At 48.7% G+C, this 14,784-nt stretch carries 16 protein-coding genes and 1 other RNA gene; 11 read left to right on the top strand and 6 right to left on the bottom strand.

The genetic code is table 11. The features are described from left to right. The first annotated feature begins 99 nt into the window (after positions 1–99). Positions 100–1,701 (top strand): L-aspartate oxidase, encoded by a 1,602-nt coding sequence (gene nadB, locus J1781_RS14500; RefSeq protein WP_205952702.1) that lies wholly within the window; start codon positions 100–102, stop codon positions 1,699–1,701. A 62-nt stretch (positions 1,702–1,763) separates the two neighbouring features. Here the strand turns inward: nadB and trmN are convergent, their stop codons facing one another. Next, positions 1,764–2,510, bottom strand: a complete 747-nt coding sequence (gene trmN, locus J1781_RS14495; RefSeq protein ID WP_129992118.1) for a tRNA(1)(Val) (adenine(37)-N(6))-methyltransferase TrmN — start codon at positions 2,508–2,510, stop codon at positions 1,764–1,766. A 156-nt stretch (positions 2,511–2,666) separates the two neighbouring features. Here trmN and srmB point away from each other — a divergent pair, with 156 nt between their 5' ends. After that, the gene (gene srmB, locus J1781_RS14490; protein ID WP_217233796.1) at positions 2,667–3,995 is read left to right on the top strand and encodes an ATP-dependent RNA helicase SrmB; all 1,329 of its coding nucleotides are present in this window, start codon (positions 2,667–2,669) and stop codon (positions 3,993–3,995) included. A gap of 88 nt (positions 3,996–4,083) precedes the next feature. Here srmB and grcA read toward each other — a convergent pair whose 3' ends face one another. Next, positions 4,084–4,467 carry an autonomous glycyl radical cofactor GrcA gene (gene grcA / locus J1781_RS14485; RefSeq protein WP_129952908.1) on the bottom strand — a complete coding sequence of 128 codons (384 nt, stop codon included), beginning with the start codon at positions 4,465–4,467 and terminating at the stop codon, positions 4,084–4,086. Positions 4,468–4,585: 118 nt separating this feature from the next. Further along, the gene (locus J1781_RS14480; protein ID WP_129952909.1) at positions 4,586–4,813 is read right to left on the bottom strand and encodes a hypothetical protein; all 228 of its coding nucleotides are present in this window, start codon (positions 4,811–4,813) and stop codon (positions 4,586–4,588) included. On the opposite strand from J1781_RS14480, the gene ung reads away from it, so the two are divergent. Beyond that, a complete protein-coding gene (ung, locus tag J1781_RS14475; protein WP_217218838.1) occupies positions 4,806–5,486 on the top strand; it encodes a uracil-DNA glycosylase in 681 nt (226 codons plus the stop codon). The genes J1781_RS14480 and ung overlap by 8 nt on opposite strands. 56 nt (positions 5,487–5,542) lie before the next feature. Here ung and grpE read toward each other — a convergent pair whose 3' ends face one another. Next, complete coding sequence (gene grpE, locus J1781_RS14470; protein WP_129952911.1) at positions 5,543–6,130, bottom strand: nucleotide exchange factor GrpE; 588 nt, start codon at positions 6,128–6,130, stop codon at positions 5,543–5,545. 137 nt (positions 6,131–6,267) lie between these two features. Between grpE and nadK the strand changes: the two genes are divergently transcribed. From nadK to bamE, 3 genes are all read left to right on the top strand, one after another. Then, on the top strand, positions 6,268–7,146 hold the full coding sequence (gene nadK, locus J1781_RS14465) for an NAD(+) kinase (RefSeq protein ID WP_129952912.1): 879 nt from the start codon (positions 6,268–6,270) through the stop codon (positions 7,144–7,146). A gap of 96 nt (positions 7,147–7,242) precedes the next feature. Continuing rightward, positions 7,243–8,904: a DNA repair protein RecN gene (recN, locus tag J1781_RS14460; RefSeq protein ID WP_217233795.1), complete on the top strand. Its 1,662-nt coding sequence runs from the start codon at positions 7,243–7,245 to the stop codon at positions 8,902–8,904. Between the two features lie 112 nt (positions 8,905–9,016). After that, entirely contained in the window at positions 9,017–9,361 is a 345-nt protein-coding gene (gene bamE, locus J1781_RS14455; RefSeq protein ID WP_037040188.1) for an outer membrane protein assembly factor BamE, read from the top strand. A 77-nt stretch (positions 9,362–9,438) separates the two neighbouring features. Here bamE and J1781_RS14450 read toward each other — a convergent pair whose 3' ends face one another. Together J1781_RS14450 and J1781_RS14445 are read right to left on the bottom strand one after the other, a co-directional pair. Beyond that, on the bottom strand, positions 9,439–9,723 hold the full coding sequence (locus J1781_RS14450) for an RnfH family protein (RefSeq protein ID WP_217233794.1): 285 nt from the start codon (positions 9,721–9,723) through the stop codon (positions 9,439–9,441). Further along, complete coding sequence (locus tag J1781_RS14445) at positions 9,716–10,150, bottom strand: type II toxin-antitoxin system RatA family toxin (protein ID WP_120506496.1); 435 nt, start codon at positions 10,148–10,150, stop codon at positions 9,716–9,718. Before J1781_RS14445 ends, J1781_RS14450 begins: the two co-directional genes overlap by 8 nt. Positions 10,151–10,306: 156 nt before the next feature. Between J1781_RS14445 and smpB the strand changes: the two genes are divergently transcribed. The 5 genes from smpB (at position 10,307) to J1781_RS14420 (ending at position 14,694) form a co-directional block, all read left to right on the top strand. Beyond that, complete coding sequence (gene smpB / locus J1781_RS14440; protein WP_129952915.1) at positions 10,307–10,789, top strand: SsrA-binding protein SmpB; 483 nt, start codon at positions 10,307–10,309, stop codon at positions 10,787–10,789. Positions 10,790–10,838: 49 nt separating this feature from the next. After that, positions 10,839–11,202, top strand: a transfer-messenger RNA (tmRNA) gene (ssrA, locus tag J1781_RS14435). Positions 11,203–11,406: 204 nt separating this feature from the next. Further along, entirely contained in the window at positions 11,407–12,648 is a 1,242-nt protein-coding gene (locus J1781_RS14430) for an integrase (RefSeq protein WP_217233793.1), read from the top strand. A gap of 192 nt (positions 12,649–12,840) precedes the next feature. After that, positions 12,841–14,133, top strand: coding sequence for an AAA family ATPase (locus J1781_RS14425; protein ID WP_217233792.1), 1,293 nt, complete (start codon positions 12,841–12,843; stop codon positions 14,131–14,133). 3 nt (positions 14,134–14,136) lie between these two features. After that, the gene (locus tag J1781_RS14420) at positions 14,137–14,694 is read left to right on the top strand and encodes an HNH endonuclease (RefSeq protein WP_217233791.1); all 558 of its coding nucleotides are present in this window, start codon (positions 14,137–14,139) and stop codon (positions 14,692–14,694) included. The last annotated feature ends 90 nt before the right edge of the window (positions 14,695–14,784 follow it).

The raw sequence follows: 14,784 nt of genomic DNA, 5'->3' as shown, positions 1-14,784 counted from the left end.
TCGCCATTGTTTTTTCTATTGAAGTCTCAAGCCCGTGGCTTTTGCACGGAGGTTTAGGCTAACATGAATTTCCCTCTTCTTCTGCAAACATCATACGTTATGCAACCTTCATCTGAATTTGTTAGCGATGTATTGATAATCGGAAGTGGCGCTGCGGGCCTTTCTTTGGCTTTGCGACTTGCAGACCACTGTCATGTCACTGTTCTCAGTAAAGGCCCACTCAACGAAGGCTCAACATTCTATGCCCAGGGCGGCATTGCCGCAGTTTTCGACGAAGCAGACAGCATTGCCTCACATGTTGATGACACATTAATTGCCGGCGCGGGCTTATGCGATAAAGAAGCTGTTGAATTTATCGCGAGTAATGCACGTCATTGCGTCCAGTGGTTGATCGACCAGGGCGTACTGTTTGATACCGAACCTAATACCAGCTCAGAAGAGCGTTATCATCTGACTCGCGAAGGCGGTCACAGCCACCGTAGGATCCTGCATGCTGCTGATGCTACAGGTAAAGAAGTAGAGACTACGCTGGTTGGGAAAGCAAGAGCCCACGCTAATATTTGCGTGAAAGAGCGCTATAATGCCGTTGATTTAATCACCTCAAGCAAGCTTGGATTGCCCGGGACACAACGCGTTGTTGGCGCATATGTCTGGAACCGTGATAAAGAGCATGTTGAAACGCTCCGTGCCAAAGCCGTTGTACTGGCCACGGGGGGCGCTGCCAAGGTTTATCAGTACACGACCAATCCTGATATTTCATCAGGCGATGGCGTCGCCATGGCGTGGCGTGCAGGCTGTCGTGTGGCCAATCTTGAATTCAACCAGTTTCACCCGACCTGTCTCTATCATCCTCAGGCACGCAACTTTCTGCTGACGGAAGCATTGCGCGGCGAAGGAGCCCTGCTCAAACGCCCGGACGGCACCCGTTTTATGCCGGATTTCGATGAGCGTGGCGAACTGGCACCGCGCGATGTCGTGGCGAGAGCCATCGACCATGAAATGAAGCGTCTTGGCGCTGACTGCATGTATCTGGATATCAGCCATCGTCCGCCGGAATTCATTAAACATCATTTCCCGATGATTGATGAAAAGCTGCAATCACTGGGTATTGATCTGACTAAAGAGGCCATTCCGATTGTTCCGGCTGCCCATTATACCTGTGGTGGTGTGATGGTCGACCAGCACGGACGCACCGATCTCGATGGGTTGTATGCCATTGGCGAAGTCAGTTATACCGGCCTGCATGGCGCAAACCGTCTGGCCTCTAATTCACTGCTGGAATGCGTCGTTTATGGCTGGTCAGCGGCGGAAGACATCATCAAACGTTTGCCGCATGCCCGGCTGGCCAAAAACATCCCGCAATGGGATGAAAGCCGGGTGGATAATTCCGATGAACAGGTTGTCATTCAGCATAACTGGCATGAACTGCGGCTGTTTATGTGGGATTACGTCGGGATCGTGCGCACAACAAAACGCCTTGAGCGCGCATTGCGCCGCATCATGACGCTGCAACAGGAAATTGACGAGTATTATGCAAACTTTCGTATTTCCAATAACCTGCTGGAACTGAGAAATCTGGTGCTGGTGGCCGAGTTGATCGTCCGCAGTGCCCTTGAGCGCAAAGAGAGTCGCGGACTGCATTACACGCTGGATTATCCTGATTTACAGGAAAATCCGCAGCCCACTATTTTGCAGCCGTAGTATTTACCGAAATACTGCCAGGAAAGTGCGAAGGAACGCACTTTTAAAAGCTCAGACATCCGCTAATAATTCAGATAAAAATCAGTAATCAGCGCACAAAAAGCTTCACTGTAGACACCTTCCGATTTTCGCAGCGCCAGTTCCTCATCAACCCGTTCAACGGATTGCCTTGATAAGGTGAGCAGTAACCGGTTTAGCGGTTTTCCCGGCCGATCGCGTACGGCCATCCGCCATGCGCTGAACCAACCTTGCCGGTGAGCCAGGGTTTCAAACGCCAGCCCGATGTCGTACGGTAAAACAACGCAGAATAATCCCTCTGGCGTGATCAGATTTTTCGCGCATTCCAGCAATGTGTCGTGCGTCAGAGTTTCGGTGTAACGGGCCGCATTGCGGGCTGCATCGCGGCAGGCCACCGCCGATTCAAAGTAAGGCGGATTACTGACAATCAGATCGTATTCAGACGGATGCTCTGCGGCATACGCAGTGATATCTTGCGCATACACCGCCAGCCTCGTCGCCCAGACTGATTCGCGGAAATTCTCATCAGCCTGCGCGGCGGCGGAAGGTTCCAGTTCGACAGCATCAATACGGGTTTGAGCCTGACTGCGTTGCGCCAGCATCATGGCAATCAGACCGCTGCCACAGCCAATATCGAGCACGCGCCGTGCCTGGCTGACCGGCGCCGTGGCACCGAGCAGAACACCGTCGGTACCCACTTTCATCGCACAACGGTCATGCGCAACGAAAAATTGTTTAAAGGTAAATCCGTTACGCCGTAAAGTTTTTGCAGAACCGACTTCTTTTGTCACTCATTTCACCGTAATAACGCCAGCCAACAGGGCCGGGAACGAAAACTGTCGTAGCATAGGGTAAAGAGAACCAGAGTAAAAGCCACGCAAACCGCTTAAATAGGTGAAGATCGCGTCTAACACGTCTATAATCGGCGCCCCAAGTAGAGGTAGACCATGACTGTAACCACTTTTTCCGAACTCGAACTCGATGAACGCCTGATTGAAGCCCTTGGCGACAAAGGCTATAGCCGTCCTACTGTCATTCAGGCAGAGGCCATTCCGCCAGCAATGGACGGACGCGATGTGTTGGGTTCGGCTCCTACCGGCACCGGCAAAACAGCGGCATTCCTGCTGCCTGCATTGCAGCATTTGCTGGATTTCCCGCGTAAGAAATCGGGTCCGCCACGAATTCTGATCCTCACGCCAACCCGTGAACTTGCTATGCAGGTTGCTGAACAAGCGCGTGAGTTAGCCAAACATACCGAACTGGATATCGCCACCATCACCGGCGGCGTGGCTTATATGAACCACGCCGAAGTGTTCAGCGAAAACCAGGACATCGTTGTGGCAACCACCGGTCGTTTGCTGCAATACATTAAAGAAGAAAATTTTGACTGCCGCGCAATCGAAACCCTGATCCTTGATGAAGCCGACCGCATGCTGGATATGGGGTTTGCTCAGGATATAGAAACAATTTCTGCTGAAGCACGCTGGCGCAAACAGACGTTGCTGTTCTCCGCAACGCTGGAAGGGGAAGCCATCCGTGAATTCGCAGAGCGCATCCTGACTGAGCCGGTAGAAATCGAAGCCGACCCGTCACGTCGCGAACGCAAAAAAATCCTGCAATGGTATTATCGTGCCGACGATGTAGCACATAAAACCCAGATGCTGATCCATTTGCTGCAACAGGAAGATGTCACGAAATCCGTGATCTTCGTGCGCAAGCGTGAACGCGTGCATGAGCTGGTTGCCTGGCTGCGTCAGGCAGGGATTAATTCCTGTTATCTCGAAGGCGAAATGGTACAGGTGAAACGTACCGAAGCCGTCAAACGTATGGTTGAAGACCGCGTTAACGTCCTCGTTGCGACCGACATTGCAGCCCGCGGCCTGGATATCAACGATATCAGCCACGTCTTCAACTTTGATCTGCCGCTGACCGCTGATATCTATCTGCACCGTATCGGCCGAACAGGTCGTGCCGGTCGCAAAGGTACTGCGATTTCCTTCGTGGAAGCACATGACCATCTGCTACTCGGTAAGATTGGCCGTTACCTTAACGAGCCGCTGAAAGCCCGTGTGCTGGACGAATTCCGTCCTAAAACCAAAGCCCCGAGCGAAAAAGTCACCGGTAAGCCGTCGAAGAAAGTGCTGGCGAAACGCAAAGAAAAACAAAAAGCGGCACAGGAAAAGTCGAAGGTGAAAGTTAAAGTTCGCCATCGTGACAGCAAAAACGTCGGCAAACGCCGCGTTAAACCTGACGCGGTAAAAGACGCCGCTAAATAGATATCGGCCTGGCTGGATGCAAAGAAAAACCGCCCCGTGTGAACGGAGGCGGTTTTTTTATAGCTCAAAACTTAAAACTCAGGAGCGATTACAGGCTTTCAGTGAAAGTACGGGTAATCACGTCACGCTGCTGCTCAGCAGTCAGTGAGTTAAAACGCACCGCATAACCAGACACACGAATAGTCAGTTGCGGATATTTTTCCGGATGCTTAACCGCATCTTCCAGCGTTTCACGGCGCAGTACGTTAACATTCAGGTGCTGACCTCCTTCCACGCGCACAGTCGGTTGGATTTCCATCGGCACTTCACGGTATTCAAACTGGCCAAGATCGCTGACAGCGACGATCTGATCTTCCGCAAAACCCGCTTTTGCACAAACGCAGCGTGCTTGCGCTTTTTCATCATCGAGCAGCCAGAAAGAGTTTTTCAGCGCTTCATTGTTGCTTTTAGTAATTTGGATCCCGGTGATCATATGTTGCCTCCGTTGTTGGCTACGATACTGTTAATTGATTGGCGTAAGGTTTGAACGACAACCTGTTTTCCTGTTATCAGATATAACAGCAGAGCACCCCCGTGTTCTTTGATAAATATCAATCTTTTCCTTGTGGGTATTTCTCACCCGCAGCATATTTATGTTTTATATCAATTTTTCCAAGATGCCAGATTAAATTATTTTGTAAATTATCAAAAAAATTTGCATAGAACGTTAAGCTGCACATAAATAGCAGCAAAAGCGCGCACGGGTTTAACTCATCAGGATGAGCAGGTAAGCTACAGTCAGTTAAAATTACCTTCACAAGGAGGGCGTTAATGTCCACTACTCTCACCTGGCATGACGTACTCGGTCAGGAAAAAGAACAACCCTACTTCGTTGATACGCTGAAGTTTGTCGCTGCCGAACGCGCGGCAGGTAAAACCATTTATCCGCCACAACAGGATGTGTTTAATGCCTTCCGTTCTACCGAACTGGCAGACGTTAAAATCGTTATTTTGGGTCAGGATCCTTACCACGGCCCTAATCAGGCGCATGGTTTATCGTTTTCCGTTCGCCCGGGCATTCCCGCTCCCCCTTCTTTAGTGAATATCTATAAAGAACTGATGACCGATATTCCCGGCTTCGAACGGCCTTCTCATGGCTATTTGCAGAGCTGGGCAGATCAGGGCGTCTTGTTGCTCAATACCGTGCTGACTGTAGAAGAAGGTAAAGCACATTCACATGCCAAACTGGGCTGGGAAACATTCACTGACAAGGTGATTGCCGCGCTCAATGAAAACCGTGAAGGGGTCGTCTTCTTGCTCTGGGGCTCTCATGCGCAGAAAAAAGGCAATATTATTGACCGCAACCGCCATCATATTTTGAAGGCACCCCACCCTTCTCCGCTTTCTGCACACCGGGGTTTTCTGGGATGTAAGCATTTCTCGCAGGCGAATGCCTTACTGGTGGCCCAGGGGCTGGCACCCATTGACTGGGTGCCGAGATTACCGGAATAAAAAAGAGGCACCCGCAAAGGTGCCTCTTTCATTATCTCAGTCTGCGTGAAACAGAATCAGGCTTTGGCTTTAGAAACCGCCACCATGGCCGGACGCAACAGACGGCCGTTCAGCGTGTAACCCTTCTGCATCACCATCATTACGTGATTAGGTTCCAGCTCTTCGGATTCCATCATGGTCATCGCCTGGTGCAGTTCAGGATTGAATGGCACATGGATATCTGCCACCACTTCCATACCGAACTTGCGGACAGCATCCAGCAGGGATTTCAGGGTCAGCTCGACGCCTTCAATCAGACCCGCCAGTTCTGCATTCGATTTATCAGCCAGATCCAGCGCACGTTCCAGATTATCGATTACCGGTAACAGTTCACCGGAGAATTTCTCCAGCGCGAACTTATGCGCTTTCTCAATATCCATCTCGGTACGACGGCGGATATTTTCCACCTCCGCTTTCGCCCGCAGCAGGCTGTCACGCTCACGCTGCTGAAGTTCTTTCAGCTGCGCTTCCAATTCAGCAATACGTTCATCGCGGGGGTCAACGACATCTGCCGCCTGAGTTTCCGCTTCCGTATGCAGCTCTTGTTCCTGCTTCAGTTCTTCAGAGACTTGCTCGTCAGGTGTCTTATGTTCTTTACTACTCATGAATCTCTCCGCGTTTTAGCATTAATCTTGCTAGTTGGCTTATTATGGGGATCAAAACCGGGGTTTCAAGGTTTGGTTTTTAATGAAACCGGTCATAATGCAGGAGTCATCACACCCTGCTGAGGATAACCACAGCGATGAATAAAAAATTTGAGTGCATTGGGATTGTCGGACACCCCCGCCATCCTTCCGCACTTGCCACCCATGAAATGCTTTACCACTGGTTAATCTCAAAAGGTTATCAGGTGATCGTCGAACGTCAGGTGGCGCAAGATTTAGCCCTGGAAGGCGCACAGACGGGGAGCCTGGCTGAGATCGGCAAACTGGCAGATTTAGCCGTGGTCGTCGGCGGTGACGGTAATATGCTGGGTGCGGCTCGCGTGCTGGCCCGCTATGACATAAAAGTCATTGGCATTAACCGGGGAAATCTCGGTTTTCTGACCGATCTGGATCCGGATAACGCTTTGCAACAACTCGATGACGTGCTGCAGGGCGAATACATCAGCGAGCAACGCTTTCTGCTGGAAGCGATGGTGCGCTGCAAAGATCAGCAATGTCGCGTAAGCACCGCCATCAATGAAGTGGTCCTCCATCCGGGGAAAGTGGCGCATATGATCGAATTTGAAGTTTATATCGACGACAAATTCGCTTTTTCCCAGCGCTCTGATGGCCTGATCATTTCCACACCAACCGGTTCTACCGCTTATTCGCTCTCAGGGGGCGGTCCGATCCTGACACCCACTTTGGAAGCGATCGCGCTGGTGCCGATGTTCCCGCATACGCTCTCGGCGCGCCCGCTGGTCATCAACAGCAGCAGCACCATTTGCCTGCGGTTTTCGCACATGAGCAATGACCTTGAAATCAGCTGTGACAGCCAGATCGCCCTGCCGATACAGCCGGGTGAAGAAGTGATTATCCGCCGCAGCGAGTTTCACCTGAATCTGATCCATCCTAAAGACTACAGTTATTTCAATACATTAAGTACAAAACTTGGGTGGTCGAAAAAACTTTTCTGATCGGATAAAAATAATTCGCCAGCCTCTTTACTGTATATAAAACCAGTTTATACTGTATGTAATTACAGGTCTGTTGTTATGTACAGGAAGGTGATCATGCTGGCGCAATTAACTATCAGTAACTTTGCCATTGTCCGCGAATTAGAAATCGATTTTCATGCTGGTATGACAGCAATCACCGGTGAAACGGGTGCCGGTAAGTCCATTGCTATCGACGCGCTCGGGTTGTGTCTGGGCAATCGTGCGGATGGCAGTATGGTGCGCCTCGGTGCCAGCCGTGCGGATATCTGTGCGCGATTCACCTTAGCGGATACTCCTTCGGCGAAACACTGGCTGACTGAAAATCAGCTTGATGAAGGGCTGGATTGTCTCTTACGCCGGACTATCAGCAGCGATGGCCGTTCGCGCGGCTTTATCAATGGCACGCCCGTCCCCCTGTCACAGCTACGTGAACTAGGTCAGCATTTGATCCAAATTCACGGACAACACGCTCATCAGCTTCTGCTCAAACCTGAGCATCAGAAAGATTTACTCGACGCTTATTCCGATCAGCCCTTACTGCTATCAGAAATGCGCAAGGCTTACCAAAACTGGCATCAGAGCTGCCGTCAGTTGGCACAATATCAGCAACAGATGACTGAGCGAGAATCGCGCCGTCAGTTGTTGCAATACCAGTTGAAAGAGCTGAATGAATTTGCTCCCCAGGCAGGGGAATATGAGCAAATTGATGAAGAATACAAACGCCTGGCTAACAGCGGACAACTGCTTTCCCTGAGCCAAAATGCGCTTTATTTGCTGGCAGACGGTGAAGAACAGAATATTGTCAGTCTGCTCTACAGCGCCCGTCATCAGTTGGCTGAACTGGCTGAGCTCGACAGCAAAATGAATGAGCTGATCATCATGCTTGACGACGCGTCTATTCAGGTCAGTGAGGCCAGTGATGAATTACGTCATTACAGCGAACGTCTGGATATGGATCCAAACCGTTTATTCGAGCTGGAGCAGCGCCTGTCCCGCCAGATGAATCTGGCCCGTAAACACCATGTCAGTGCTGAAGAACTCCCTGAACTACATCGTCAGTTGCTCGAGGAGCAGCAGGCGCTTGATGATCAGGAAACCAATCAGGCTGAACTGAGTGAAGCCGTACAGCACCATTATCAACAAGCCGTGGCTATTGCTGAGCAGCTGCATGAAAAACGGCAGTATTTTGCCGATGAGCTCACGCATCTGATTACGCAAAGTATGCAGGCGCTCTCCATGCCACACGGTAAATTTAAGATTCAGGTTCAGTTCGAACCCGAACATTTAAATATAGAAGGGGCAGATCGCCTTGAGTTCCAGGTCACCACCAACCCGGGGCAGCCGCTTCAGGCTCTCGCAAAAGTAGCCTCCGGTGGCGAATTGTCGCGTATTGCGCTGGCTATTCAGGTGATCACGGCGCAGAAAATGGAAACGCCGGCGCTGATCTTTGATGAAGTAGATGTTGGTATCAGCGGCCCGACGGCTGCGATCGTCGGTCGTCTGTTGCGTCAGTTAGGCGAATCAACGCAAGTGATGTGCGTCACTCACTTACCGCAGGTTGCAGGTTGTGGCCATCAGCATTATTTTGTCAGCAAAGAAACAGACGGTGAAGTGACTGAAACCCAAATGAATCGCCTTGATAAGAAGGCGCGTTTGCAGGAACTGGCACGTCTGCTGGGCGGAAGTGAAGTAACCCGAAACACGCTGGCCAACGCAAAAGAGTTACTCGCAGCGTAAAAAGCTCAACTTTTTTACAGTTCAGCGGTCATACAGGTGCTCCGCAAAGGTTTCAAACTGATGAAAGGTCTATTATCATCGGCATCTTATGCCCTAAAGGAATGTAATGACTATGCGCTGTAAAACGCTAACTGCCGCCGCTGTAGCTCTTGTAATGCTTACTGCGGGCTGTTCCACTCTGGAAAAGGTGGTTTATCGGCCTGACATCAATCAGGGGAACTACCTCTCTCCTGCTGATGTTCAAAAAATTCATACCGGTATGACTAAACAACAAGTTGCTTATGTTCTCGGCACGCCGATGTTGCATGACCCGTTTGGCAGTAATGTTTGGTATTACGTGTTCCGTCAGGAACCAGGCCATGAAGGTGTCACTCAGCAGACATTAACGCTGACCTTCAACGAGTCTGATACGCTGACCAACATCGACAACAAACCGAAGTTGAGCGATCAAAAATAAATCGCCCCGGTGTGATGGTCTCTGGTTACCGCCAAAAATCATCTTTCAGGGTAAAAAAATAAGGCGCCTGAGGCGCCTTATTTTTTAGAACGTTCGGCGCGTATACGCCTTAACTCTTTCGGATCGGCAATCAGAGGCCGATAAATTTCAACGCGATCACCATCATTGACTGTATCCGCAAGCTTCACCGGCCGGCTGTAGATACCTAGCTTGTTCTGTTTTAGATCGATATCCTGACGCAGTTCAAGTAAACCGGAAGCCTTCACCGCCTGCTCGACGCTGCTCCCCTCTGCCAGTTTTACCGTTCGCAGATACTGGCGTTCCGGTAAAGCGTAGACCACTTCAACGTTGATCTCAGACACTGTAGACCTCTTTCGCGCGCAACGTGAAGGCCTGAACCATGCTGCCAGCCAGTTCTTTGAAGATTTTACCGAAGGCTAACTCAATCAATTTATTTGTAAATTCAAAATCAAGGCTGAGCTGAACTTTGCAGGCGTCCGGACTAAGTTCGATGAAATCCCATCCGCCGGTCAGTTTACGAAACGGGCCATCCACCAGTTGCATATCAATACGTTTATTGCTGATTAACGTATTTTTGGTAGTAAAAGTTTTACTGATGCCTGCTTTGGAAACATCAACCGCTGCGGTCATCGACGAATCGCTGTTTTCCAGAATGCGGCTGCCGGTACAACCGGGCAGAAATTGCGGGTAAGCATCGACATCATTCACTAAGGTGTACATCTGTTCCACGCTGAACGGCACAAGCGCAGAACGACTTATCTGTGGCATATCATTTCCCAGGTGTCATAAAACGTACAGATAATACCATTTATCCACGCGGTAATAAAAACTACGAAGCACAGGGCGCCACAAACAGGAAAAACATCCGACTCTGACTGCGTGGGGATTTCAATCGGCATCGCTTACAGTATAATAAGTGTCACTATGACAAAGAAAAAAGCACATAAACCCGGTTCCGCGACTATCGCGATGAACAAACGCGCTCGCCATGAATATTTCATTGAAGATGAAATCGAGGCGGGGCTTGCTTTGCAGGGATGGGAAGTCAAATCGATGCGTGCTGGTAAAGCAAACATCACTGACAGCTATGTCACATTCCGCGACGGTGAAGCCTTTCTTTTTGGCGCAACCATTCAACCTCTCAATGTGGCGTCGAGTCATATCGTCTGTGACCCGACACGCACAAGAAAACTGTTGCTGAAAAAACGTGAGCTGGAAACGTTGTTCGGCAAGGTCAGCCGCGATGGTTACACCGTCGTCGCGCTTTCTATGTACTGGAAAAACGCCTGGTCCAAAGTAAAAATTGGCCTGGCGAAAGGTAAGAAAGAGCACGACAAGCGCGATGACATCAAAGATCGTGAATGGAAAGTAGACAAAGCACGTATCATGAAGAATGCAAACCGCTAAGCCTCTGGCTTCGCATGGTGTTTTTCTGATATACTGCACAACAGTACTTGGGGCTGATTCTGGATTCGACGGGATTTGCGAAGCCCAAGGAGCATGCCGAGGGGCGGTTGGCCTCGTAAAAAGCCGCAAAAAAATAGTCGCAAACGACGAAAACTACGCCCTAGCAGCTTAATACCCTGCTCAGAGCCCTCTCTCCCTAGCCTCCGCTCTTAGGACGGGGATCAAGAGAGGTCAAACCTAAAAGAGATCGCGTGGACACCTTGCCTGGGGTGAAAGCGTTAAACCCAATCAGGATAGTTTGTTAGTGGCGTGTCCATCCGCAGCTAACCGGCGAATGTAAAGATTGGACTAAGCATGTAGTGCCGACGGTGTAGTAATTTCGGACGGGGGTTCAAATCCCCCCAGCTCCACCAAAATCTTCAATCGATGATTACCAGAGTCATCCGATTAAGTCTAAAGAGCCCGCATGGCACAAGCCCTGCGGGCTTTTTTGTGCCTTCAATTTGTCCCGGGAAGTCTGAAGCAAACTAATTAAATCCGAACCTTTTAGGCACCTTGTTAGGCACCTCATAAAGCATTATTGTTTTTGAGGTGCCTAAAACTATGGAAACCCGGCAATGGCAAGACAAACCAAACCTTTATCCGTCAAAGAAATCGAATCCGCCAAACCCAAGGAAGCGGACTACGTTCTCTATGATGGCTATGGCCTTGAGCTACTCATCAAATCCACCGGCAGCAAAATATGGCAGTTTCGCTACATTCGTCCTGTCACCAAGAAACGTGCAAAGAAGAGTATTGGCCCCTACCCGTCAGTTACCCTTGCTGATGCCCGAAACTATCGTGCAGAGTCTCGTTCTCTTCTGACGAAACAGATCGATCCTCAGGAGCATCAACAAGAACAACTGCGCAGTTCGCTTGAAGCTAAAACCAATACTTTCCAGCTCGTTGCTGAACGTTGGTGGAATGTGAAGAAAGCCAGTGTGACCGAGGACTATGCAGAAGATATCTGGCGCTCTCTTGAGAGAGATATCTTTCCTGCGATTGGTGACGTCATCGTTACAGATATTAAAGCTCATACTTTGGTTCAGGCCGTTCAACCGGTTCAGGTCCGAGGAGCCTTGGAAACTGTCCGTCGTCTTTGCCAACGTATCAATGAGGTCATGGTTTATGCTCAAAACACAGGTCTGATTGATGCAGTCCCCAGTGTCAATATTGGCAAGGCATTCGAGAAGCCTCAGAAAAAGAACATGCCGAGTATCCGTCCAGACCAGCTACCGCAACTCATGCAGACCATGCGTACCGCCAACATTATCCTGCCAACACGATGCCTATTCATGTGGCAACTTCTTACTATCACCCGTCCTGCCGAAGCGGCTGAAGCCCGATGGGACGAGATAGACCTGGAAGCACGAGAATGGAAAATCCCCGCATCACGCATGAAAATGAACCGTGACCACACTGTTCCATTGTCAGATGAAGCAATTGCGATATTGGAAATGATGAAGCCGTTAAGCGGCAACCGGGAATTTATCTTCCCTAGCCGTATCAAGCCCAACCAGCCAATGAATAGCCAGACGGTTAACGCTTCGCTAAAACGCGCAGGTTTTGGTGGGGTGCTCGTTTCGCACGGGCTGCGTTCTATTGCCAGTACGGCCCTTAATGAGCAAGGTTTTCCGCCTGATGTCATTGAGGCGGCACTTGCCCATGTGGATAAGAACGAAGTTCGTCGAGCGTACAACCGCAGCGATTATCTGGAGCAGCGTCGTCCAATGATGCAGTGGTGGGCTGATTTTATTATGGCAGCAGACCGTGTGAGCATGATTGAAGGGGGGATGAAAGGAATGCGGTTAGTTGGATGACGGGAATGAATAAAGACTAGTTATCACTTTTAACCTAACAGGGGAAGCTCTAGCATTAGGTCTTCAATATGCTAGAAGCGGCATCAAAACACGCTGTCTCTAGCATGTCGGTAAAGGCTGGGAGTCACCACACTGAAATAAAATTTTAAATGCGATATGATAGTTTCGCTGCCAACTGTCGAGGACAAGCCTTTGAAACTAAATACTCTGTCGGTAAAAAACTTTCGTTGTTATAAAGAAAGAGCCTTCCAGTTCCATCCAAACATCAACTTGATCGTTGGTCAAAATGCGACAGGTAAGACAGCTTTGTTGGATGCTGTTTCTATCGCTATTGCATCTTGGATATTGGGATTTAAAAAGAAGAACGACAAAAAAAGCTTAGAGCCAACGGATGCTACTTTGTCTTATTTTGAGAAAGAAGGTGAGCCTCAATTTGTTGAAGCATGGCCAGTAGTGGTAGCAGCATCAGGTATCGTAAAAGGGAAAAAAATAGACTGGGAGCGTTCCAAGGCCTCGCCTAGTGGCAACACTCGCTATGGGGACGCAAGTGATTTGATTGCTTTAGCAAAAGAATGCGATACTAGTTTAGAAAAAGACGTTTCTCTACCTTTAATCAGTTATTACGGTACGATGCGTTTATGGCAAGATCCCAAAGTATCCAGGACCACTCCATTACTAAGCAAATCTAATAGCAAACCCTCTAGGTTAGATGGATACAAATACTGCGTGGATCCTCGAATTGGCTTAAAGGAGCTAATTGCTTGGTTTGCTCGCCAAGAATGGCACGCTTACCAATTAGGGAAAGAATCAACCATGCTTACGGTGGTTCGTAAAGCGGTAATAAGTTGTATCGAAAATGCAGAACATCTTTATTATGATCCTAAAAGATCAGAATTAATATTAAAATTACGGGATTCTGAACCTCAGCCATTTAGTATGCTGAGTGATGGCCAACGATGTGTTTTAGCATTGATTGCTGATATTGCTCAAAAAGCAGCGCTTTTAAATCCCCATTTGGGTGAGGAGGTGCTAGAAAAAACTGAAGGTGTTGTTTTAATCGATGAACTCGATTTACATCTTCATCCAAAATGGCAGCGGCATGTGATAGAAGATTTACGGACAACATTTCCGGAAATCCAATTTATTTTCACTTCACACTCTCCATTCTTAATACAATCCCTCCGTTCAAGTGAAGAACTTATAATGCTTGATGGCTTGGTTCCTGCTCAACTAGCGAACAAAACCCTTGAAGATATCGCTGACGGGATAATGGATGTGAATACACCTGAGGTAAGTCACAGATATACTGAAATGAAAGGAGTTGCAAAAGAATATTTGAAAACTCTCAATGAAGCAAAAACCGCACCTGAAGACAAGTTACAGCAGTATAAAGATAGATTGGCTAATTCGTTGGCTCCATATGCAGACAACCCTGCTTTTCAAGCTTTTTTGGAGATGCAACGTGTGGCGAAGTTAGGAGAATAGCAGATGCGACCGGTACAAAAGGGAATTTCTCCTATTGCTGGTGATTTTGGTAAGTATGAAGATGCTAAACCAGAGTTAGTGAGTCGTTTAGGCCTTTATTGCAGTTATTGTGAAAGAAAAATTGTAACGTTATTAGCAGTTGAGCATATTGAACCCAAAGATGGTGTCTATGGGAAACCAGCCCTAGAAAAACGTTGGTCTAACTTTTTGTTAGCTTGTACCAACTGCAACTCATGTAAAGGTAGTGGAAAGGTTAACTTCCGTCGGTTTATTTTTCCTGATAGAGACAATACATTCCATGCTTATAAATATAATGTAGATGGCAGTATTGCTTTGGCTCCACATCTTTCGCAACGACAAAAAGTAATGGCAAGAAATACGCTGCGCTTAGTTGGCTTAGATAAACCTATACAAGTTTTTACCGATTCAAATAATGAGCAAGTTGCGCTGGATCGAGTAGCTCAAAGAATGGAGGCTTTTGGGGTTGCACAAGTTGCTCTGTCACTAATGTTGAGTGAACCAAATGTAAGTATCCCACCAAAACGGCCCATTCATTTTTAGAGATCTTCCGACATACTGATTATGTCCCCTGAGGAGATCGCTATGCGTAAGATCCGATTCACTGAGCACCAGATCATCGCCGTCCTGAAA

The sequence above is a fragment of the Rahnella perminowiae genome, assembly GCF_019049695.1.
GTDB lineage: Bacteria > Pseudomonadota > Gammaproteobacteria > Enterobacterales > Enterobacteriaceae > Rahnella > Rahnella perminowiae.
The sequence above is the reverse complement of the archived record's forward strand: the minus strand, read 5'-3'. Positions and strand labels throughout refer to the sequence as shown.